Source organism: Erwinia billingiae Eb661, from assembly GCF_000196615.1.
Classification (GTDB): domain Bacteria; phylum Pseudomonadota; class Gammaproteobacteria; order Enterobacterales; family Enterobacteriaceae; genus Erwinia; species Erwinia billingiae.
This window is the reverse complement of the sequence record NC_014306.1, coordinates 2,952,454-2,975,888: the sequence shown is the minus strand read 5'-3', so window position 1 is coordinate 2,975,888 and position 23,435 is coordinate 2,952,454. Positions and strand designations below refer to the sequence as shown.

Below are 23,435 nucleotides of genomic sequence, written 5' to 3'. Positions count from 1 at the left end.
TCCTTATGACGATGAACTGCTTGAGCTGCTGGTAGTACTGAACTGCGACGTCAGATAGCTACTGGTACTGTTCAGTTTGCTCATCATGACATCCAGTGCGGTGAACTGGGTTTTGTAACGCGCGATGGTGGCATCGATGCGCGTGCTGGCCGCGTTGTACTGCGTGGTCAGGTTATTCAGCGTTTTGCTGACGCCATCTGTCGCCGCCTGCAATATGCCGCTGCTGGATAACCAGCCGGTAATATTGGTGGCGATAGTGGTGGCAATACCGTTGGTTTTGCCATCACCAATGATCATCGCCTTTACGCCGTCCTGATCGCTGGTCAACGCGGCAGTCAGCTTGTCGTCGTCCACTTCCAGCTCGCCGGTAGACGGGTCTGAAGTGACGCCAATCTGCGCCAGCGATTTATAGGTTGAAGAACTCTGCGCATTGGTCAGCATGGTTTTCAGCTGCGACTGAATGGTACGCAACGTACTGTCACCTAACAGAGCGCCGTTGCTGGTGTCCTGTGCAGAGGTGCCAACATCGACTGCGGTATATTTGGTCAGGCTGGCAAAGCTGTCCTGCAAGGTATTGTAAGCATTCGCCCACGCGGTGATCGCGCTGGACGCTTTAGAGGTATCGCTGGTAATGGTCAGCGTCTGGTTACCGGTGGTCACGTCGTTCAGATTCAGCGTAATCCCTTCCAGCGCATCGCTGATGGTGTTGCTGCTGTTCTCAATCGCCACGTTATTCACGGTCAGCTGTGAGTTTTTCGCCTCGACGCTCTGCGTCATATTGCTGCTTGAGGTGCCGTCGTAGCTCAACATGCTCTGAATGGCACTGTCGCCGGTCACAGCAATGGTCACCGCGTTGTCAGTCCCGGTCTCTTTCGAGGTCATCGACAGGCGATAGCTGCCGTCACCGGTCTTAATAATACTGGCGGTGACGCCGGCAGCAGACTTATTGATCGCGTCGCGAATGCCGGTCAGCGAGGATGTGCCTGCAGGAATAGAGACGCTAACCGCCGCATCCCCTTTCGCATTCTGAAAGGTCAGGGTGCTGTCAGAGGTGGCCAGCGCCGTGGTGTTGCTGGTCTGCACTGCTGACGTCAGCGTTTGTGCGGCGGCCAGCTGGCTCACGCTTACCGTATATTTACCGGCGACGGCACCCGCAGCAGTCGTGGCGCTAAAGGCGCTGGAGCTGCTGGTGGTTTTCGTCGTGCTAAATAAGTCGGCATTGTTCAGCGTGGTGTTCGCGGTCTGAAACGTGGTCAGCGCGCTTTTCAGCGTGCCATAAGCACTGAGTTTGGCTGTATAGGAAGACTGCTGCGTTGAGATAGGGGTTAACGCTGCCTTCTCGGAAGTTTGCAGACTGTCCAGTATAGAAGCTAAATCAAGGCCTGAGCCGATACCCAACGTAGAAATAGTGGCCATAGATGTTTCCTTAATAGAGTCAACACGGAGAATGAATACCGTGGTTATCGGCCAGTGATGAGTAAAGTTTACGATTTTTTGCGCAGGGGTAATTCCGCGAATAGCGGTAATAGAGAGGGGTATTTCGACGAGTAGGGGAGTTGAGAAAAAATTGCGGTTGGGAGTAAAAAAATTCTAAAGGTTAGTTAAGTGCTGACGATAATAAGTTTGACGGCGATGAAGCCGGGCGGCAAACAAGCCCCACTCCCTTAACAAGATTCGATTTTAATAGGAAACTTTATCATGGCACAAGTAATTAATACCAACAGCCTCTCGCTGATCACTCAGAACAACATCAACAAAAACCAGTCTGCTCTGTCTACTTCTATTGAGCGTCTGTCTTCTGGTCTGCGTATCAACAGCGCAAAAGATGATGCAGCTGGTCAGGCAATTGCCAACCGCTTCACCTCTAACATCAACGGCCTGACTCAGGCTGCTCGTAACGCCAACGACGGTATCTCTGCTGCGCAGACTACTGAAGGCGCACTGTCAGAAATAAACAACAACTTACAGCGTGTTCGTGAGCTGACTGTACAGTCTCAGAACGGCACCAACTCCGATTCCGACCTGTCTTCAATCCAGGACGAAATCAAATCCCGTCTGGACGAAATTGACCGCGTATCTGGTACAACTCAGTTCAACGGCGTGAACGTGCTGGCAAAAGACGGCACCATGAAAATCCAGGTTGGCGCAAATGATGGCGAGACCATCTCAATCGACCTGCAGAAAATTGACTCATCTACTCTGGGCCTGAAAGGCTTCTCAGTAGACAAAAATGCACTGAGCCTGAGCGACAGCATCACCACCGTTGGTGATGCCTCTACCGGCGCAGTAGCAAGCGTTGACCTGTCAGCAGTAGCATCTGGTCTGGGCGTAGCTGCAAGTGGTCTTTCACTGCACGCGGTTCTGGATTCAGGCGGTGCAGCAACTAACAACTACGTTGTGACTTCAGGCAGCGACAACTACTCTGTTTCTGTTGGTTCAGGCGGCGCTGTAGCACTGAACACCACTGAAGTTGACTACACCGACACCAAAAATGGCGTTACTGGTGGCGTGATGACTGGTCAGCCAATCAAAGTTGGTGCCGATGCAAGTGGCAACGCACAGGGCTTCGTCTCTGTACAGGGCAAAGATTACAAAGTGGCAGCAGCTGATATCGTCAACGGCGGTGACACTGCAACTACTGCTACCACTTCAACTGTGGGTGATATCTCTGATACTGGTAACACCGCATTGTACACCGGTACTTCAACGTCTGACCCACTGGCGCTGTTGGACAAAGCGATTGCACAGGTTGACACCTTCCGTTCAAGCCTGGGTGCGGTTCAGAACCGTCTGGATTCAGCGGTAACTAACCTGAACAACACCACCACTAACCTGTCTGAAGCACAGTCACGTATCCAGGATGCTGACTACGCAACAGAAGTGTCTAACCTGTCTAAAGCACAGATTATTCAGCAGGCCGGTAACTCAGTGTTGTCTAAAGCTAACTCCGTACCACAGCAGGTTCTGTCTCTGCTGCAGGGCTAATAACCCGCTAAAAATGAATGTCAAAACCCCGCTCCGGCGGGGTTTTTTTTCGTCTGTAAGAAGGCAGCGTCATGTCAGAGAATAGCCCCTGTTTAGTCCGTTTCTTACGCGATTGATTTGCCGGTATGCCGATATGATGCAAAGAATCATATTCCCCCTGTGTCCTGTCATTGCACGGACCGACAGGGACACCGGAGAATTACCCATCATGTCTCAGCCAGCCCTAGTCAGCATTATTCTTACTGCTCAGATCCCCACCTGGTTTGAGGCTGCGTTAATCAGCGCGCTCAAACAGGATTATGACCACTGTGAAATTTTGGTGGCTGACAGCAGCGGTGATAAATTTATCCCGGCAATACTCACGCCTTACCTGAATCAACCCGGTCATTCTGTTCGTCATCTTATTTATGATAAAGAAGATGAGGGAATTTATGAGGCGGTGATCCAGGAAGCGCAGGGCGAATATATTAAGTTTTTGACTGATGCTGAACTACTTGAAGCTCATTGTGTAAGCACCTTGTTAGCAGCACTCGAAGCTCATCCCAATTGCAGCGTAGCGGCCAGTAAGCGTACCCGTATAGACCCGAAAGGTGTCACCGTGCCCGACATTGTGGCAACCTCAGCCTTTCTTGCCATGCCTGCTATTTTAAAGGGCCAGGATTTTCTGCGTTATCAGGCGACATTGCATTTCAGTATGATCGGGGAGTTAACGGCATCACTGTTGCGCCGCAAGCATTTGCTGGAGCTGGTGGCAAAAACGGACTCTTTGTTTGAGATAAACGGTGAAAAATTAAAGGAAGTCAATTCGCTGATCATTTATTGTCAGCTGCTGACGCAGGGAGATCTTGTCTGGTTCCCCGCCGCGTTGTGCAAAATCCGTGTCTCAGAAGTTTATATCCAGCCACAATCGCGTGAAGGACAACCGCACGTCATAAAAAATCGCGAAACCGTTTTTGATACATTACGCCGCGCGGCGTGGTACGTGGCTGATACTTCACCGATTAATATGGTGCGTGTCGCACCTTTGTCCGATCCGGAGAATTTTACCCGCGAAAATCTCAGCGCAATTCAGTACCACCATCTCAACCAGGGGGCTTTCCAGTTCTGGTTGGACGAGCGCAAACTGAAGCCTTTCCAACAAGAATATCTGGATAAACGCGATCGGCAGGATCCGCAGGTGACTCAATTGGCCGTGGTTATCACAGTAACCAAACAGAATTGCGCCCTGTTACCGTTGACGCTCGCCTCCCTGGTCCCTCAGGGATCGGCTAAATTACAGGTGAAAGCGATTCTGGTCGGTGAGGTTATCGACAATATTGACGGCGTGGTCAGCTATCCTGCGACGGATGAAAATCGTCTTCAGGTCATCAACGGACTTATTAACGATCATCAGGATAACTGGTTCCTCTTTATTGAAGCCGGTAACCAGTTTCAGTCGTCCGGATTAATCGCACTCTCGACCACATTGCCACAGGTTGACGGTGTGTTGGCGATATATGCTGATGAATTCTTTACTATTGATGGGGAACCGACAGGCATTGCCTTCCGTCCTGACTTCAATCTGGATCTGCTGTTAAGCTCGCCGAAAACCATGGCGCAGCACTGGTTGTTCCGCCGCGAATTACTGCTTGCGGCAGACGGTTTTAATGTGAATTATCCCGCCTCTGCCGAGTTTGATCTGATTATTAAAATGATCGAATCACAAGGGACCCATGTCGTTGGGCATCTGGCTGAACCATTATTATTGGTCAATCTTGTGAATCGGGCGTTTACAGAAGACGCTGAGATTATTGAAAGACACCTTAATAATCGTGGGTATCCGACAGCAAAAATTGCCTTGGATAGTTTTTACAACTATCGCCTGCGCTATGAACATCCATCCCAGCCGAAGGTGTCCATTGCCATCCTGGCTAACTGGCATTTGCCGTCACTCATCAGTTGCGTCACCTCGATCCTGGAAAAGACCCGTTATCATCATTATGAGTTGCTGATAGTGGCTGATAATGAACACACGCCTGAACGCGAAAACTGGCTGAAGAGCATAGCAACGGTCGATCCACAGAACATTCGTGTTCTGCAATTTGACAGTGCCTACCAGCACGCAGGAATGGCAAATCTGGCTGCCGGGCAGGCAAAGGGCGATTATCTGGCCTTTATGCATTGTGAACTTGCCGTAACCGATGGCGAATGGCTGGACAATTTACTCAATCATGGCCAACGCCCTGAAGTGGCTATTGTGGGCGGTAAACAGCTTACCTCGCAGAACAAAATCCGCCATGCAGGTTATTTGTTGGGGACGAATGGCGCGGCTGGGGAAGCTTTCCGAGGGCAGGATGATAATGCTCCGAGTTATCTGGGGCGCCTGCATTTAGACCAAAACTACAGCGCCGTTTCAGGCGATTTCATGCTGGTTCGTAAAGCGGTATTTGAAGCACTGAAAGGGTTTGACCCTGGACACCTGTTGTTTGATGACGTCGATTTTTGCCTGCGTGCTCGTGCTGAAGGTTATATGACGGTCTGGACGCCTTATTCCCGTATTTTGCGACCGGCCGCTCGGAGCAATCCATTTGCGGGTGAAAACGTTCATTCCTCAGGCAAATTAAAACAGTTGGAAGAAGATAAGCTCTATAGCCGCTGGATGCCGGTAATAGCCAACGATCCGGCCCACAATGCCAATCTTTCTCTCAAAAGTCGTAATTTTGATGTGAATAGTGACAGTTCGCTGAGTTGGCGTCCGGCTCAACGAGCGAATCTTCCGGTCTTTATGGCACACAATGCAGACGTTGCTGGCTGTGGCTTTTATCGGGTTATCACGCCATTTGAAGCAATGCAAAACGAAGGGATCGCAGAAGGGCGTGTCAGTAGCACCTTGCTCAGCCTGAGCGAAATCGGGCAGATTAAACCGGATAGCCTGATCATTCAGCGCCGTTACGCACCGGCGTTCCATAACTGGATTGAGCGTACCGGTAAAGTCCATGACGTATTCAAAGTGTACGAACTGGATGACTATATTTTGAATGTGCCGATTAAGCATTATCGGCGGAGTAACTTCAAACAAGAAATCACCGCTCAGCTTCGTAAGAGTCTGAGTTATTTTGACCGTTTTGTGGTGTCGACCGAACCCTTAGCAGAAGCGCTGGGTGATATGCATACCGAGATTGTCGTGGTGCCTAATAAGCTGCCAGTTAGCTGGTGGGGAAATCTTAAAAGCCTGAGAAATCAAGGGCGTAAACCACGTGTAGGTTGGGCTGGAGGAGCAAGTCATACGGGCGATCTGGAAATGATTGTCGACGTGGTGAAAGAATTTTCCAACGAAGTTGAGTGGGTATTCTTTGGCATGTGCCCAATGAAATTGCGTCCTTATGTACATGAAATTCATCATGGCGTTGATATTAGTCTGTACCCGGAAAAACTGGCTTCGCTGAATCTCGATTTAGCACTGGCTCCGGTAGAAGATAACCTGTTTAACCGCTGTAAAAGTAACCTGCGTCTGATGGAATATGGTTCATGTGGTATTCCGGTAATTTGCAGCGATGTAGAATGCTACCGAGGGCACAGTATGCCGGTAACGCGCGTCAGCAATCGCTTTATCGACTGGCGTGATGCCATCCGTATGCATCTTGCAGATCCGGATGCCAGCGCCCGGATGGGGGCAGAGTTGCAGCAAATCGTTTACCGCGACTGGATGCTGACCGGCGATAACGTTAAAGCGTGGGCGAAAGCCTGGAGTGCGAACTAAATAAAAACGGGGTGCAGATAATGCACCCCGTTTTTTTGCCACGATCCTTATACCCTCCATAAACCCTCAACGTCCCCTTACAGAATCCTTACGCTCTGCCGATAACAGAAGAGATAACAACCGTTGCGATTTTCCTGGGCGACCTGGGGAACGCTTTACCCTTTTCTGGAGTGTCTATGCGCTTCAATGTCGACCTTACACCTGGGGACTTGCTGACCTTTGAGGAGATAGCGCAGCGCTATGCGTTGAAATATCCCGATGAGAAGGAGCTGACGGCGCGTGCGCTGTTAAGCCCCTCGACCAGCTACCGCAACCTGGTGATCCGCGCGGTGTTTGCCAACGAAGAAACCAACAGTCCGTTAGAAGACCTGTTGTTCGTCTCCAATGACAACGAGCGCAAAAACTACCTGCGGCGATTTGAGTCCTATCTCAAACAGCAGCAGTCCTTCTTCTATTTCCGCCGCACGGCAGAAGCAAAGCAGGAGAACCGCTGGAAGGTGATGGGCGAAAGCCAGGTGTACGCCATGCTGGACCCCGCGTCGGCAGCGGCACAGAACCTGATATCCAGCCGGGGCTATAAACTGTCGCTGATGCGTAAAGAGGGCGAGGATGACTACTGGCAGCTGTTTGATGCCCAGGCGCATCCGTGCTTCACCGTGTCGCGGCGTATTCAGTTTGTGGTGGTGTTGACCAGCCCGTTACTGAAACTCCCGGCCGGGGTGATTGCCGGCACCCAGGTGGGCAGACAGGTGAAAGCCAACGTCTGGCAGCGCGCCAGTCAGGCGGAATTTGCCGCGTCGGTGAAGGCCCGTTATGGCGCCTGCGTCATCACCGGCACCCGGCTGATGGAGCACAGTCAGTATCCGTGGGTGGAAGCCTGTCATATTGATACTCAAGAGAATGACGATGGTTTCCTGCAGGACAACAGCGTCGACAATGGCCTGTTTTTGCGCAGCGATTTGCAACGGCTGTTCACCAGCCGCTTGCTGACCATCCATCCGACAACCGGAACGGTGAACTTCCGCCACGGTTTGCAGGATGAAAGTCAAATAAGTACGTTTTATCAAGAGATTGACGGCAAGATCTGTGCGCTTTGGCAGCAGGTTCCTGCCGCCACCCGTGAGAAACTTCATCCCCTAAGGTAAATCCTCAGCAGGCGGTTGCGCAACGCGCCGCCTTTTTAAACAAAAATGAAATAACCCGCCTTTAGTACCGCTATTCAGCCAATCAATCTCCCCTACAGAAACGGATAATCATGCCGATAACTTAACTAACGCAGGGTCGTCATCGTGAATGATCTCTATACCGCCGATGGTGTAATGGACAAAAACTCGCTCTGGCAGCGATACGTACCGCTGGTGCGCCATGAAGCGTTGCGCCTCCAGGTCCGGCTGCCAGCCAGCGTGGAACTGGATGATTTGTTACAGGCAGGGGGAATTGGTCTGTTGAATGCCGTGGAGCGCTATGACGCGTTACAGGGCACCGCCTTTACCACCTATGCGGTACAGCGCATCCGTGGCGCGATGTTGGACGAACTGCGCAGCCGTGACTGGGCACCTCGCAGCGTGCGGCGTAATGCACGTGAAGTGGCCGGCGCGATGCACAAGGTCGAGCAGTCGCTGGGACGAACGGCGACCGAGCAGGAAGTTGCTGCATCGCTCGATGTTTCATTACAGGAATACCGGCAGATCTTGCTGGATACCAATAACAGCCAGTTGTTCTCCTACGACGAGTTTCGTGAAGAGCACGGCGATACCGCAGAACTGGTGACAGATGGCCACGAAGAGGCCAATCCACTGCACCAGTTAATGGAAGGGAATCTGCGCGAACGCGTCATTGAAGCGATTGAAGCCTTACCCGATCGCGAAAAGATGGTTCTGACGCTCTATTACCAGGAAGAGCTGAATCTGAAAGAGATTGGCGCAGTGCTGGAAGTGGGTGAATCCCGCGTAAGCCAACTGCACAGTCAGGCGATTAAACGCCTGCGCGCCCGGTTAACGGGAGCGCGCTGACGGAGTCAGTATTGCACTCTCAACACCAACCGGGGACTCTCAGATGGGATCCAAAACTAAAATGAGGCCGTTGAGCCGCTATTTGAAAGACTACAAACACAGCCAGAGTAACTGTTCACATTGTGGCAAAGTACTGGACCGCATGGCGTTAGTGTTTCGCGGTCAGATAATAAATAAAGAGGCCATAGCCCGGATGGACCAGCTGATCGACGATCAGGTCTGGTTGAAGCTTCAAAATGAACTGACGGCACTGTGCCGTTTTTGCAGTGATATCTACTGCAACACGCATCCGAATTATTTCGATATTATGGCGTTCAAACAGTATCTGTTTGAACAGACCGAAATGAGCCACAGCACCATTCGCGAATACGTCGTTCGCCTGCGCCGCCTTGACGATATGCTATCGGCACGCAACTTCCCTGCTGAAAAACTCAGCGGCAACAGCTGGCACGAATGCCTGGAAAATGATTTACCGGATGCCGGTAATAATAACTATCGCATTGCTCTGCGCAAATATGACCAGTTTTTAGGCTGGCAGCGCGCTTAAGGTGACATCAACTCACTCTTTTACGTTACCTTTTTGCTATCTTCTGTAAGACTGTAAGGATAACTGTTAGCGCCATCTCAGGAGGCTGCATTGTCCTTACATCTTTTACCCTCATTCCCCAAGCTTGAGCTGCTGGGTGCGCCCACGCCGCTGGAGCATCTGCCACGCCTGTCTGACTACCTCGGCCGCGATATTTTTATCAAACGGGATGACTTTACGCCCGTTGCGCTCGGTGGCAATAAACTCCGAAAACTCGAATTCCTCGCCGCCGATGCTTTGCGTCAGGGTGCCGATGTGCTGCTTACCGCCGGTGCGATTCAGTCCAACCACGTGCGTCAAACCGCGGCCGTCGCGGCTAAGCTCGGTCTGAAATGCGTGGCGCTGCTCGAAAATCCACTCGCCACCACCGCGTCTAATTACCTGTCTAACGGCAACCGTCTGCTGCTTGATCTGATGGACACCGAAGTGGTGATGGTCGACGCGCTGCACGATCCTGCGGCACAGCTCGAAGAACAGGCGACGCGGCTGGAAGCGCAGGGCTTTCGTCCCTATATTGTGCCCGTCGGGGGATCGAATGCCCTTGGCGCGCTGGGCTATGTGGAATGTGCCCAGGAAATGGCGCATCAAATCGAAGGTGTGGTGGATTTTGCCGCGGTGGTCGTGGCGTCTGGCAGCGCCGGCACCCATGCCGGGCTGGCGGTGGGGCTGGAAGTGCTGATGCCAGAAACCGAACTGGTCGGCGTCACCGTCTCGCGTAAAGCGGATGAGCAGCGCCCGAAAGTGGTGGCGATCCAGCAGCAGCTGGCGGCCTCGCTGGAACTGACGGCCAGCGCACCGATCACCCTGTGGGATGAGTATTTTGGCCCGCAATACGGCATGCCGAATGAAGAGGGGATGGAAGCGATCAAGCTGCTGGCCCGTCTTGAGGGGATCTTCCTTGACCCGGTCTATACTGGCAAAGCAATGGCCGGATTAATTGACGGTATCTCGCAGAAACGTTTCCGCCGTGAAGGACCGATTGCTTTCGTCCATACCGGCGGTTCACCGGCGCTGTTTGCTTATCATCCTTCGGTCTGAGCTGGAACGAAATAATCTTTGCAGGCCGCTGGTATTCACGCGGCCGCTCGAATAAATTCTGCGGGTCGGAATCTAATAACACAGTGGAGTCTTTATGAATTTATCTCTGGTACGTCGCCGTCTGGTGATGGGAGCCGTGTCGCTGGCGCTGGTGGCGGGCTTTTCTGTTAACGCCTTTGCGGCGGATGAAAACCTGCTCAGCAAGGTAAAAGAGCGCGGTTCTCTGTTAGTGGGTCTGGAAGGCACCTATCCGCCGTTCAGTTTCCAGGATGAAAACGGCAAGCTGGCCGGTTTTGAAGTCGATTTTGCTGACGCGCTGGCGCAGCACCTGGGCGTGAAGGCCAGCCTGAAGCCGACCAAATGGGACGGTATGCTGGCGTCGCTGGACTCCAAACGCATCGATGTGGTGATCAATCAGGTGACCATTTCCGATGAGCGTAAGAAAAAATATGACTTCTCTACGCCGTACACCATCTCCGGTATCCAGGCGCTGACCAAAAAAGAGAATGCGGCAAGCATCAGCAAGCCGGAAGATCTGAGCGGCAAGAAAGTCGGTGTTGGCCTGGGCTCTAACTACGAGCAGTGGCTGCGCGCCAACGTGAAAGGCGTCGACATCCGTACCTATGATGATGACCCAACGAAATATCAGGATCTGCGCGTAGGCCGTATCAATGCGATTCTGGTGGATCGCCTGGCCGCACTGGATCTGGTGAAGAAAACCGGCAATACGCTGGCTGTCGCCGGTCCGGCATTCTCCCGTCAGGAATCGGGTGTGGCATTGCGTAAAGGCAATACCCAGCTGCTGGACGCGATCAACAAAGCCATTGCGGACATGCAGAAAGACGGCACCATGGCTAAACTGTCTGAAAAATGGTTTGGCGCGGACGTGACTAAATAATGCAGGAAAGTATTCAACTGGTGCTGGATTCAGCACCTTTTTTATTGAAGGGTGCCGTATTTACCCTGCAGCTGAGCATCGGCGGCATGTTCTTTGGCCTGTTGCTCGGCTTCATTCTGGCGATGATGCGCCTGTCGCATTTCTGGCCGATTTCATGGCTGTCACGCTGCTACGTGTCGATTTTCCGCGGCACGCCGCTGATCGCCCAGCTGTTTATGATCTACTACGGCCTGCCGCAGTTCGGCATTGAGCTGGATCCGATCCCGTCGGCGATGATTGGCCTGTCGCTGAATACCGCCGCTTACGCTTCCGAATCCCTGCGGGGTGCCATTGCCTCGATCGAGCGCGGGCAATGGGAAGCCGCATCCAGTATTGGCATGACGCGCTGGCAGACCATGCGTCGCGTTATCCTGCCGCAGGCGGCTCGCACCGCGTTACCGCCGCTGGGCAACAGCTTTATCAGCCTGGTGAAAGATACCTCACTGGCCGCCACCATTCAGGTGCCGGAGCTGTTCCGTCAGGCACAGCTGATTACCTCGCGTACGCTGGAAGTGTTCACCATGTATCTGGCTGCGTCACTGATTTACTGGGTGATGGCAACCGTACTTTCCATCCTGCAAAGCAAGCTGGAAGATCGCGTTAATCGCCAGGATCGGGAGTCGAAATGAGTGCCATCGAAGTCAGAAATCTGGTTAAACAGTTTAACGGGCAGACGGTGCTAAATGGCATCGATCTTGACGTCAAATCCGGCGAAGTGGTGGCAATTATCGGCCCCAGCGGTTCCGGTAAAACCACGCTGCTGCGCTGCATCAACCTGCTGGAAGTGCCGGAAAGCGGCACGATCCAGGTTGGCGAGATTAAAATTGATGCCGCACTGGGCATCAACAAACAGAAAGAGCTGGTGCGCCGGTTGCGTCAACAGGTGGGGTTTGTCTTCCAGAGCTTCAATCTGTTCCCGCACCGCTCGGTAATGGAAAACATTATTGAAGGGCCAACCATCGTTAAGCGCGAACCGAAGGCCGAGGCGATTGCCCGTGCCCGCCAGCTGCTGGAGAAAGTCGGTTTGCAGGGCAAAGAAGAGAGCTACCCGCGCAAACTGTCCGGTGGACAGCAACAGCGCGTGGCGATTGCCCGTGCGCTGGCGATGCGTCCTGAAGTGATCCTGTTTGATGAACCGACCTCGGCGCTGGATCCGGAGCTGGTGGGCGAGGTGCTCAGCACCATTCGCGCGCTGGCAGAAGAGAAGCGCACGCTGGTGATCGTTACGCATGAGATGAGCTTTGCCCGCGACGTGGCTGATCGGGCGATCTTTATGGATCAGGGCCGCATTGTGGAGCAGGGCGACGCCAAAAGCCTGTTTACCAACCCGCAGCAGCCGCGCACCCGCCAGTTCCTTGAGAAATTCCTCAATAATTAATTCCCTCATCTAATTCTCTCCTCGCCGGGTTCCCCGGCGAGTTATTTTTCTTTTCCTCCGTTTCTGCCATTCTCTTATTACTAAGGATTATCTTAATTACGCCCGGCGCTTATTTGGCTTAATGACTGAGATAACGCCCGAAATCGCTTAACTGACTGATAATCACCGTCGTTATCAGGCCAATTAGGAGTAACCCCATGGCCTTTTCGTGGACAAGAGTTAATAATTCCTAAAGTTTTACGTTAATTTGGGTTAAATGCTATGTCTGCTTCTGGGTCTTCTTCAACTAAAAATGAAGTTTTATGGATCAATACGCTGAAGGGCGGTTGTATTCTATTGGTTGTTTTGCATCACACTATTATCACTACCTTCGCCCCATCTTTACAATATCTTACCGCCGGCGTCTTGCCAGCGGAAATATGGATCGCGTTTAATAAGTACCTGTCGCCATTAAGAATGCCGGCGTTCTTTTTTGTTTCTGGTTTGCTGGCAATCAGTGCCATTAATAAGAAGTCCTGGAGCGAGGTATTTACTAAAAAATTCAGCAATATTTTTTACCTGTATATCCTGTGGGGCGTGATCCAGTGGGTCAGTATCTACAATATTTCAGCGAATTTGATTGGAGAGAAACTCTCCACGGCTAAGAACGCAGCCTACGCTGAAAGCCCGCAGGAATTCGTGAAATTGCTGTTTTTATCGATGACCAGCCTGTGGTACCTGTACGCGCTGGCGGGGTATTTTGTGGTGGCTAAGCTGTTCCATCGCCAGAAAATGGCGTTGATAGTGGCTGCACTGCTGATGAACTATGCCACGCAGTTCAGCCTGGTGCCAGGCTGGGGACCGGCAAGCGTGGTGCAGAACTTTGTCTACTTCCTGTTGGGGGCGTACTTCAGCCACTACCTGGTCGAGCTGAGTTTTATGAACCGACGCAACGTGCTGATCCTCAGTGCCTTCGCCCTGACCGGCGTCGCACACCATGCGGTGGGACTGTATAAGAACCCGTTCTACTGCATGCTGTCGATTGTGTTTGGCATTGTGCTGTGTCGGGCGCTGAACAACCGATTCAATATGGCCTGGCTGAACTGGATTGGCCGTAACACGTTACAGATTTATGTTTTGCATCGCATTTTTATCGAACTGCTGGGACTGAGCGTGCTGACGCTGGCCGTGCAGTACAGCCTGTTCGATAACAGTGCGTTTTCACTGCTTTGGGCGCTGACGCTTCCGGTGGTTGCCGTCAGTACCTGTACTGCTGTCTCGTTGCTGGTCTGGTCGCTGCTCAATCGTGGCCCTGGTCGGGCTCTGTTCCTCTATCCGGTATTGATGAGAAAAACAAAGCCTAAACCCGATATCGCCAGCAATCACTGACAGTCTCCATTCAGGGCCGATAATATCGGCCCTGAATGTTTCTGAACCACCGCATTACCCTGTACCACATAATAATAAAATTACACTCAGCACCGGGAAAGATGCTGCCACTGTTTTATAAAAATACGACGATAACAGCTGGAGTATTATAATGAATACTACCCAAAAGAAAGATATCGCCTGGGTGAATAGCCTTAAAGGCGCTTGTATATTGTTGGTTGTCTTATATCACGTTGTACTACCAGGTTATGCTGATATGGTAACGCATTTAACCGCCGGTTTTTTCCCGGCGAAATTATGGGTTGCTTTTAATAACACACTCTCTCCGCTTCGAATGCCTGCGTTCTTCTTTGTCTCCGGTCTGCTGGCGGCCAATGCCATTGTCAATCGTCCCTGGAAACAGGTATTCACCAGTCGCGTCACCAATCTGTTCTATCTCTATTTTCTGTGGGGACTGATTCAGTGGCTGATGATCAACGGCGTCTCCGGTGAAATCATGGGCGATCACCTCTCCGACAACATCAACGCTGCCTGGGCTTCCACGCCGTGGGAGTTTTTGAAGCTGATGCTGCTGGCGATGAGTTCTTCCTGGTATCTCTATGCGCTGGGCCTGTTCTTTGTTTTTGCCAAGCTGTTCCGCCAGCAGAAGGTGTTGATGATGCTGGTGGCGGCGGCACTGAACTATGCGGCGATAGTGAAAGCCATCCCCGGTTGGGGACCGGAAAGCCTGTCGCAGTACTTTATCTTCTTCCTGTTTGGCGCGTTCTACAGCAGTACGATGATCCGCTGGAGCGAGTGGCATCGCAGTAATGTGCTGCCGTGGGCCGCGATTGGGGTGCTGGCGGGCATCCATGCGATGGTGGGATTACCGAAAAGTCTGTTTATGTGCGTCATCGCTATCCTGTTCTGCATCGCCGCGTGTCGGGCGTTGAACAGCCGCTTCTCGATGAACTGGTTAAACTGGATCGGTAAAAACACGCTGCAAATCTACGTGCTGCACCGTATTTTTATCGAGTTCTTTGGCATGTCGGCGATCCTGTTTGCCGTGCATCACCATCTGTTTGCCAGCAAAGCCTTCTCGATGGTGTGGGCGGTGGGCTTCCCGATCGCCATGGTCGCGCTCTGTTCGGGCTGCTCGGTGGCTATCTGGACGCTGCTCAATCGTGGAGTCGGCAAGAACCTGTTTATCTACCCGAAGCTGTTACGGATGAAGCTGAACGTACAGTAAGGGCGTCTGCTTTCAGGCAATAAAAAACGGGGCGAATAATTGCCCCGTTTTGTTTTCCGTTATGCCGCTTAGCCAATGGTCATCAGGCTGGCATTGCCGCCGGCTGCGGCGGTGTTAACGCTCAGGGAACGCTCGATCAGCAGACGTTCCAGCAGCAGATTGGTTTCCCCGCGCGCAAAGCCCTGTACCGACACAATCGGCCCTTCACGAGAGGCGACGGTTTCACATACGGTGCGTAACTGATCGGCGTCACCGTGATAGATCACCGCGTCAAACGCTTCGCTGGCCGCCAGCGGCTGCGCGCGCAGGCTGATGCGTTTCTGCACCTCGGCAGGCAGGGATTTCAGCAATGCGCGGTGCAGCTCATCATCACTCCAGATCGCCTGGCTACCCACGGCAGTCACCCCAGCCAGCTGGATCAGCGCATCCTGCTCATTATCCGCCAGGCACAGGACATGCTCTCTTGGTAGCAGCGCAAAGGTGTTGCGCTCGCCCGTTGGGCCCGGCAGCAAGCGGACGGTGCCGCCCTGACCGAGTTCGGCAAAGCGGGCGCAGCAGGCCGCAAGTTCCGGTTGGTCTTTCGCCCATTCGGTCAGCGCCTGGTGAGCGGCTAACAGCGAGGGACGCAGCGCCGCATCGACCGGACGTTCGCCATCCTGACGATCGAGGGTAACGCGCAGCGCGCCATCCGGGCGGTGCGATAACAGACGATAGAGATACAGCGGGCCACCGGCTTTCGGTCCGGTGCCGGATAACCCTTCGCCGCCAAATGGCTGAACCCCAACCACCGCGCCAACCATATTACGGTTAACGTAGAGGTTGCCGACGCGGGCATGGTTGGTGACCTGAAGGATGGTCTCATCAATACGCGTGTGCACACCCAGCGTCAGGCCGTAACCCGAGGCGTTGATCTGCTCAATCACCTGCGGCAGGGAACTGCGCGCGTAGCGCACCACGTGCAGCACCGGGCCAAACACTTCTTTATCGAGGTCGCTGACGCTGCCAAGTTCAATCAGCGTTGGCTGGATAAAGGTTCCGCTCTGCCACTCTTTGCTGTCTTCCTGGCTGGCGTAGGCGGCCTGATAAACGGTCATGCCTTTGCTGCGCATGCTCTGAATATGACGTTCGATGTTCTCGCGGGCTTCGGCATCAATCACCGGGCCGATATCGGTGGACAGGCGTTCAGGATTGCCCATCCGGCACTCGGCCATCGCCCCACGCAGCATTTTCAGCGTGTGGTCAGCCACATCGTCCTGAATGCACAGCAGACGCAGCGCGGAGCAACGCTGTCCGGCACTGTCAAAGGCCGAGGCGACAATATCAATCACCACCTGTTCGGTCAGCGCGGAGGAGTCGACGATCATCGCATTCATCCCGCCGGTTTCGGCGATTAACGGCGTCGGGCGGCCTTGTGGATCGAGACGACCGGCCAGATTGCGCTGCAGTAAGGTGGCCACGGCGGTAGAGCCGGTAAACATCACGCCACGGACGCGCGCATCGCCCGTCAGCTGCGCACCGACGGTTTCCCCCAGGCCTGGCAGCAGTTGCAGCGCGCCGACCGGCACGCCCGCTTCATGCAGCAGCGCCACGGCTTCGGCCGCCACTAACGGCGTCTGTTCCGCCGGTTTCGCCAGCACGCTGTTGCCGGCGGCTAACGCTGCCGCAATCTGTCCGGTGAAGATCGCCAGCGGGAAGTTCCACGGGCTGATACAGACCACCGGACCCAGCGGGCGGTGGGTTTCATTATCAAAGTCATCACGCACCTGGCCGGCATAGTAATGCAGGAAGTCGACCGCTTCACGCACTTCGGCAATGGCGTTGCTGAAGGTTTTACCGGCTTCACGCACCAGGATCCCCAGCAGGCGCTGCATCTGGCCTTCCATCAGGATCGCCGCGCGTTCCAGAATGGCGGCTCGCTCCTGCGGCGGCGTGGCGAACCAGATTGGGCCTGCACGGGTAGCCGCATCCAGCGCAACCGACACCTCGGCTTCGCTGGCATGACGAACGTAACCGACGATATCGGTCGGCTCTGCCGGGTTAATCACCGGCAGCGATTCACCGGCTTCCAGCTCGCCGTCAATCATTGGCACAGCCTGCCACGGCTGGATCGCACTGTTCAGCAAGGCGCTGGAAAGCGACGCCAGGCGATGTTCATTGGCCATGTCCAGGCCGGCGGAGTTCTGTCGCTTCTTGCCATACAGATCGCGCGGCAGCGGAATCTTCGGATGCGGTAAGCCAATCGCCCCTTCAACCCGCGCCATTTTCTCCACTTCTTCCACCGGATCGGCCACCAGATCTTCAATCGGCAGGGTGTTATCGGCGATGCGGTTAACAAAGGAGGTGTTGGCGCCATTTTCCAGCAGACGACGAACCAGATAGGCCAGCAGAGTTTCGTGGGTGCCCACCGGCGCATAGATACGGCAGGGACGGTTTAACTTGCCGTCCGCCACTTTGCCTACCACCTGTTCGTACAGCGGTTCGCCCATGCCATGCAGGCACTGGAACTCATACTGGCCAGGATAGTAGTTGTTGCCCGCCAGCTGGTAAATCGCTGCCAGCGTGTGGGCGTTATGGGTGGCAAACTGCGGGTAAATCAGGTTTGGCACCGCCAGCAGTTTGCGGGCGCAGGCCAGATACGAAATATCGGTGTACACCTTGCGGGTGTATACCGGATAGCCTTCCAGACCTTCGACCTGGGCGCGCTTGATTTCGCTGTCCCAGTAAGCGCCTTTCACCAGGCGGATCATCAGGCGGCGACGGCTGCGTTGCGCCATATCGATCAGCGAATCGATCACAAACGGACAGCGCTTCATATACGCCTGAATCACAAAGCCAATGCCGTTCCAGCCTTCCAGCTCCGGTTCAAAACAGAGTTTTTCCAGCAGATCCAGCGACAGCTCCAGGCGGTCAGCTTCTTCTGCATCGATATTGATGCCGATGTCATAAGAGCGGGCCAGCAGCGTCAGCGATTTGAGGATCGGGTACAGCTCGGTCATCACGCGCTCGTACTGCGCGCGGCTGTAGCGCGGGTGCAGGGCGGAAAGCTTAATTGAAATCCCCGGACCTTCGTAAATACCACGACCGTTGGAAGCTTTGCCGATGGCGTGAATCGCCTGCTGATAGGATTGCAGATAGGCTTTGGCATCCTGCGCGGTCAGTGCCGCCTCGCCGAGCATATCGTAAGAGTAGCGGAAGCCTTTCTCCTCCAGCTTGCGGGCGTTGGCCAGCGCTTCGGAAATGGTTTCACCGGTGACAAACTGTTCGCCCATCAACCGCATCGCCATATCCACCCCTTTGCGGATCAGCGGTTCGCCACTTTTACCGATAATGCGGTTCAGCGAGCGGGACAGGTTGGCTTCGTTATGGGTGGACACCAGACGGCCGGTAAACAGCAGTCCCCAGGTCGCCGCATTGACGAACAGAGACGGGCTGCGGCCGAGGTGTGAATGCCAGTTGCCGTTGCTGATTTTGTCGCGAATTAACGCGTCGCGGGTCGGTTTATCAGGAATACGCAGCAAGGCTTCGGCCAGACACATTAACGCCACGCCTTCCTGCGAGGAGAGTGAGAACTCCTGCAGCAGGCTTTGCACCATGCCAGCGCGTCCGGTTGCACCTTTTTGGTGCCGGAGCTTCTCCGCCAGCTGATGGGCGAGGCGATAGGTTTGCTGTGCCAGCGGCAGCGGTAAGCGCGCCTGTTCGAGGATCATCGGCACGGCTTCCGTCTCTGGCCGACGCCATGCGGAGGTGATGGCGGCGCGGTTTACCGACTGCGGCAGAATATGTTCCGCAAATTGCAGGAACGGCTGGCGTTGCTCGTCTGCCGGGGCTTCATCGGTTTCCTGGGTCACCGTCTGCTGCGGGATCTCAGGCAGGGCATGGCCACTTTCCAGCTGCTCAAGATAGTTAAAGATCGCCTGCTTGATCAGCCAGTGTGGGGTGCGGTCAATCTGGCCTGCTGCCAGCTTAATGCGCTCGCGCGTGGCTTCATCCAGCTTCACGCCCATGGTAGTTGTGCCCATGCCTGAGAACTCCTTAAAAAATAATGACAATGTTGGCAAGCAATATCACTGAAGTTGCAACTTTGTGCAACCGTGTTAAATGTGACGCCGTTTGCAGAGTTTGAAACCGATTATTTAAAAGCGGCATGGATATTGCTGCAAGAATCCGGCCAAGGTTGAAAGTGACCGATTTCCCTGGGCTGTATGGGGGTTTAGTACAGGTGCAACCGGTTAAAATGTGATCCAGTGCAACCTGTTAAAACTCCGTCTGTGACGAAGGGTGAAATTGCTGTAACTGCTGTGTTAAATCGTTTGTGCGTCAAAGCGGTTTACGGCAGGATACCCCGCGCTGAGCCAGGGAGGTAGCGCCGCGACGTTCCAGCGGTGACTACGGATAGCTCCGGTGGTTGCGCATAAACAATAATAAGTGGAGAACCTGAATGACTCTGAGTACACCAATGATGGTGACCTTTTGTGTGTATATCCTCGGCATGGTGCTGATAGGTTTTATTGCATACCGGTCTACAAAAAACTTCGACGATTACATCCTCGGCGGGCGCAGCCTCGGTAGCGTGGTCACCGCGCTGTCGGCGGGAGCATCGGATATGAGCGGCTGGCTGTTGATGGGTTTGCCTGGCGCGATTTTCCTGTCGGGCATCTCAGAAAGCTGGATTGCCATCGGCCTGACCATCGGCGCCTACCTTAACTGGAAAATTGTCGCGGGGCGTCTGCGCGTGCAGACCGAGCATCACGACAATGCCTTGACCCTGCCAGACTTCTTCTCCAGTCGCTTCGAGGACAAAAGTAAAGTACTGCGGGTGATCTCAGCGCTGGTGATCCTGGTGTTCTTCACTATTTATTGTGCTTCCGGCATCGTTGCCGGTGCGCGTCTGTTCGAAAGCACCTTCGGCATGAGTTATGAAACCGCGCTGTGGGCCGGTGCTGCTGCCACCATCATCTATACCTTCGTTGGCGGCTTCCTCGCCGTCAGCTGGACCGATACCGTGCAGGCCAGCCTGATGTTCTTCGCGCTGATCCTGACGCCGGTGATGGTGATTTTCGCCGTCGGCGGGCTGAGCGATTCGCTTAAGGTGATTGAAGCGAAGAGTATCGAAAACCTCGATATGCTGAAGAACCTGAACTTTGTCGCGGTGATTTCACTGCTGGGTTGGGGGCTGGGCTACTTCGGGCAACCGCATATTCTGGCGCGCTTTATGGCGGCCGATTCCCACCGCTCAATCCGCAGCGCACGCCGCATCGGCATGATCTGGATGATCCTGTGTCTGGGTGGGGCGGTTGCAGTGGGCTTCTTCGGCATCGCTTATTTCCAGAACCATCCGGAGCAAGCCGTGGGCGTATCTGAAAACGGCGAGCGCATCTTTATTGAGCTGGCGCGTATTCTGTTTAACCCGTGGATTGCCGGTATCCTGCTGTCCGCTATCCTGGCGGCGGTGATGTCGACCCTGAGCTGTCAGCTGCTGGTGTGTTCAAGCGCGCTGACGGAAGATCTGTACAAAAACTTCCTGCGCAAAAACGCCACTCAACGTGAGCTGGTGTGGGTAGGGCGTTTGATGGTTCTGCTGGTGGCGGTGATCGCCATTGCGCTGGCCTCTAACCCGGAGAACCGCGTATTGGGACTGGTCAGCTACGCCTGGGCGGGCTTCGGTGCGGCATTTGGTCCGGTGGTGCTGTTGTCGCTGATTTGGAAGCGTATGACCCGTAACGGCGCGCTGGCAGGCATGATTATCGGTGCGGCAACCGTACTGATCTGGAAACAGTACGGCTGGCTGGATCTGTATGAAATCATCCCTGGCTTCCTGTTCGCCAGCCTGGCAATTTGGATCGTCAGCCTGATGGGCCGCGAGCCAAGCGCTGCGGCACAGCAACGTTTCGAAGCAGCAGAAATCGAATACAACACCAAATAAGTCAGCGTTTACCACCGGGCGTCGCACTGACGCCCGGTCGGTTGACTGCCGTTCACTCTTCGCACGCCCCGTTTGTATCCGCTACAGCACCGCCGCGCCCCTTCTCGCAGATTGCGAAAATACCCACGATGCCTCTTGTTTTTTCGTTGCCGATAATGATAATCGATATCGTTTTGATTTACGTTTCTTTACCGCAACTGAAATTCTTTCACACTCGAGGGTGTAGGCATGTTTGTTCCATTTCTCATCATGTTACGCGAAGGCCTGGAAGCCGCGCTGATTGTCAGCCTGATCGCCAGTTACCTGAAGCGTACCCATCGCAGTGAATGGTTTGGCGCAATGTGGGTGGGCGTGTTTGTTGCCGCCGCACTCTGCCTTGGCGTTGGCTACTTTATCAACGAAACCACCGGCGAATTCCCGCAGAAAGAGCAGGAGCTGTTTGAAGGGATCGTGGCCGTGGTGGCCGTGTGTATCCTGACCTATATGGTGTTCTGGATGCGCAAAGTGTCCCGCAACGTAAAGGCCCAGCTGGAAGATGCCGTGGACAATGCGTTGCAGAAGGGCAAAAGCAGCGGCTGGGCGCTGATTATGATGGTGTTCCTGGCAGTTGCCCGTGAAGGCCTCGAATCGGTGTTTTTCCTGCTTGCTGCGTTCCAGCAGGATGTGGGCATTGGCCCACCGTTAGGCGCCATACTGGGCCTGGCGACCGCGATTATCCTCGGCATGCTGATCTATTGGGGCGGCGTGCGTCTTAACCTGGCGACTTTCTTCAAGTGGACCAGCCTGTTTATCCTGTTTGTGGCCGCCGGTCTGGCCGCCGGTGCAATCCGCGCCTTCCACGAAGCCGGACTGTGGAATCATTTCCAGGACATCGCCTTTGATATGAGTAATACGCTCTCCACCAGCACCCTTATCGGTACGCTGCTGGAAGGGATGTTGGGCTACCAGGAAACGCCAAGCGTCAGCGAAGTGGCGGTCTGGTTTATCTATTTAGTTCCTGCGCTGCTGCTGTTCTTTATGCCAGTGCGTCCACAGGCTACGGCAGTGCGTACCACACGCTAAGCCTTTGTCCGCGCCTGTTTTGCAGGCGCGTAACTTTTTCACAGGGATTTACTATGACTCTTCGTTTTCGCCAGCACGCGCTGAATGCTGCGCTCGTGACTTTGCTGACCGGTTCTGCCGCTGCGATGGCCGCTGATATTCCACAGGTTAAAATCAGCGTGAATGACAAACAGTGTGATCCAATGAACGTCACGGTGAACGCGGGGAAAACCCAGTTCATCATCCAGAACAACAGCCAGAAAGGGCTGGAGTGGGAGATCCTGAAGGGGGTGATGGTGGTCGAAGAGCGTGAAAATATCGCGCCTGGCTTTACCCAGAAGCTGACGGCGAATCTGGAAGCCGGTGAATATGACCTGACCTGCGGCCTGTTAAGCAACCCGAAAGGCAAGCTGATCGTCAAGGGCACTAACGCGCCTTCTGACGGAAAGCCGGACGTGATGCAGTTGGTCGGACCGATTGCTGAATACAAAACCTACGTCACCAAAGAGGTGGTGGAACTGGTTGCCGGCACCAAAGCCTTTACCGATGCGGTGAAAGCGGGCGATATCGAAAAAGCCAAAGCGCTGTACGCACCGACCCGCCGTCATTACGAGCGCATCGAACCGATTGCCGAACTGTTCTCCGACCTGGATGGCAGCATCGACGCCCGTGAAGACGATTTCGAGAAGAAAGCGGAAGATCCTAAGTTCACCGGTTTCCACCGCATTGAGAAAGCACTGTGGGGCGATAAGAGCACCAAAGGCATGGAGTCCTTTGCGACTCAGCTGAACACCGACGTGTTGGATCTGCAGAAGCGCATTGACGAGCTGGCCTTCCCGCCAAGCAAAGTGGTTGGCGGTGCGGCAGGTCTGATTGAAGAAGTGGCCTCCAGCAAAATCTCTGGTGAAGAAGATCGTTACAGCCGCACTGACCTGTGGGATTTCCAGGCTAACGTTGACGGCGCGCAGAAAATTGTTAACCTGCTCCGTCCAATGCTGCAGAAGGCCGATGCGCCTCTGCTGGCGAAAATCGATGCGAACTTCAAGAAAGTGGACGGCATCTTGTCAAAATACCGGACCAAAGACGGTTACGAATCTTATGACAAGCTGACTGACGCTGACCGCAATGCAATGAAAGGCCCGATCACCACACTGGCGGAAGACCTTGCTAAGCTGCGCGGAACGCTGGGACTGGATTAAT

The 23,435-nt window shown here is 54.1% G+C and carries 16 protein-coding genes; 14 read left to right on the top strand and 2 right to left on the bottom strand.

The genetic code is table 11. From position 1 onward, the window contains the following. Positions 1-3: 3 nt before the first annotated feature. Entirely contained in the window at positions 4-1,416 is a 1,413-nt protein-coding gene (fliD, locus tag EBC_RS14940) for a flagellar filament capping protein FliD (RefSeq protein ID WP_013202656.1), read from the bottom strand. Positions 1,417-1,698: 282 nt separating this feature from the next. On the opposite strand from fliD, the gene EBC_RS14935 reads away from it, so the two are divergent. The 11 genes from EBC_RS14935 to EBC_RS14885 all read left to right on the top strand — a co-directional run bounded on the left by EBC_RS14935 (position 1,699) and on the right by EBC_RS14885 (position 15,271). Further along, positions 1,699-2,985, top strand: a complete 1,287-nt coding sequence (locus tag EBC_RS14935; protein WP_013202655.1) for a FliC/FljB family flagellin — start codon at positions 1,699-1,701, stop codon at positions 2,983-2,985. A gap of 208 nt (positions 2,986-3,193) precedes the next feature. Continuing rightward, positions 3,194-6,724, top strand: coding sequence for a glycosyltransferase (locus EBC_RS14930; protein WP_013202654.1), 3,531 nt, complete (start codon positions 3,194-3,196; stop codon positions 6,722-6,724). 176 nt (positions 6,725-6,900) lie between these two features. Next, positions 6,901-7,869 carry an HNH endonuclease signature motif containing protein gene (locus EBC_RS14925; RefSeq protein WP_013202653.1) on the top strand — a complete coding sequence of 323 codons (969 nt, stop codon included), beginning with the start codon at positions 6,901-6,903 and terminating at the stop codon, positions 7,867-7,869. 144 nt (positions 7,870-8,013) lie between these two features. Continuing rightward, complete coding sequence (locus EBC_RS14920) at positions 8,014-8,736, top strand: RNA polymerase sigma factor FliA (RefSeq protein ID WP_013202652.1); 723 nt, start codon at positions 8,014-8,016, stop codon at positions 8,734-8,736. Positions 8,737-8,779: 43 nt separating this feature from the next. After that, positions 8,780-9,283: a flagella biosynthesis regulatory protein FliZ gene (gene fliZ, locus EBC_RS14915; RefSeq protein ID WP_013202651.1), complete on the top strand. Its 504-nt coding sequence runs from the start codon at positions 8,780-8,782 to the stop codon at positions 9,281-9,283. A gap of 90 nt (positions 9,284-9,373) precedes the next feature. Then, positions 9,374-10,360, top strand: coding sequence for a D-cysteine desulfhydrase (locus EBC_RS14910; RefSeq protein ID WP_013202650.1), 987 nt, complete (start codon positions 9,374-9,376; stop codon positions 10,358-10,360). Between the two features lie 94 nt (positions 10,361-10,454). Further along, a complete protein-coding gene (gene tcyJ / locus EBC_RS14905) occupies positions 10,455-11,258 on the top strand; it encodes a cystine ABC transporter substrate-binding protein (protein WP_013202649.1) in 804 nt (267 codons plus the stop codon). Next, on the top strand, positions 11,258-11,926 hold the full coding sequence (gene tcyL, locus EBC_RS14900) for a cystine ABC transporter permease (RefSeq protein ID WP_013202648.1): 669 nt from the start codon (positions 11,258-11,260) through the stop codon (positions 11,924-11,926). The genes tcyJ and tcyL overlap by 1 nt, the downstream gene beginning before the upstream one ends. Next, positions 11,923-12,675, top strand: coding sequence for an L-cystine ABC transporter ATP-binding protein TcyN (gene tcyN, locus EBC_RS14895; protein WP_013202647.1), 753 nt, complete (start codon positions 11,923-11,925; stop codon positions 12,673-12,675). Before tcyL ends, tcyN begins: the two co-directional genes overlap by 4 nt. Before the next feature lie 261 nt (positions 12,676-12,936). Next, the gene (locus EBC_RS14890) at positions 12,937-14,043 is read left to right on the top strand and encodes an acyltransferase family protein (protein ID WP_013202646.1); all 1,107 of its coding nucleotides are present in this window, start codon (positions 12,937-12,939) and stop codon (positions 14,041-14,043) included. A gap of 151 nt (positions 14,044-14,194) precedes the next feature. Continuing rightward, entirely contained in the window at positions 14,195-15,271 is a 1,077-nt protein-coding gene (locus tag EBC_RS14885; protein ID WP_041692035.1) for an acyltransferase family protein, read from the top strand. A gap of 68 nt (positions 15,272-15,339) precedes the next feature. Here EBC_RS14885 and putA read toward each other — a convergent pair whose 3' ends face one another. Next, the gene (gene putA, locus EBC_RS14880) at positions 15,340-19,290 is read right to left on the bottom strand and encodes a trifunctional transcriptional regulator/proline dehydrogenase/L-glutamate gamma-semialdehyde dehydrogenase (RefSeq protein ID WP_013202644.1); all 3,951 of its coding nucleotides are present in this window, start codon (positions 19,288-19,290) and stop codon (positions 15,340-15,342) included. 419 nt (positions 19,291-19,709) lie between these two features. Between putA and putP the strand changes: the two genes are divergently transcribed. The 3 genes from putP (at position 19,710) to efeO (ending at position 23,434) form a co-directional block, all read left to right on the top strand. Continuing rightward, the gene (putP, locus tag EBC_RS14875; RefSeq protein ID WP_013202643.1) at positions 19,710-21,194 is read left to right on the top strand and encodes a sodium/proline symporter PutP; all 1,485 of its coding nucleotides are present in this window, start codon (positions 19,710-19,712) and stop codon (positions 21,192-21,194) included. A 228-nt stretch (positions 21,195-21,422) separates the two neighbouring features. Next, complete coding sequence (gene efeU, locus EBC_RS14870) at positions 21,423-22,256, top strand: iron uptake transporter permease EfeU (protein ID WP_013202642.1); 834 nt, start codon at positions 21,423-21,425, stop codon at positions 22,254-22,256. A gap of 53 nt (positions 22,257-22,309) precedes the next feature. Beyond that, positions 22,310-23,434, top strand: a complete 1,125-nt coding sequence (gene efeO / locus EBC_RS14865; protein WP_013202641.1) for an iron uptake system protein EfeO — start codon at positions 22,310-22,312, stop codon at positions 23,432-23,434. Position 23,435: the final 1 nt, after the last annotated feature.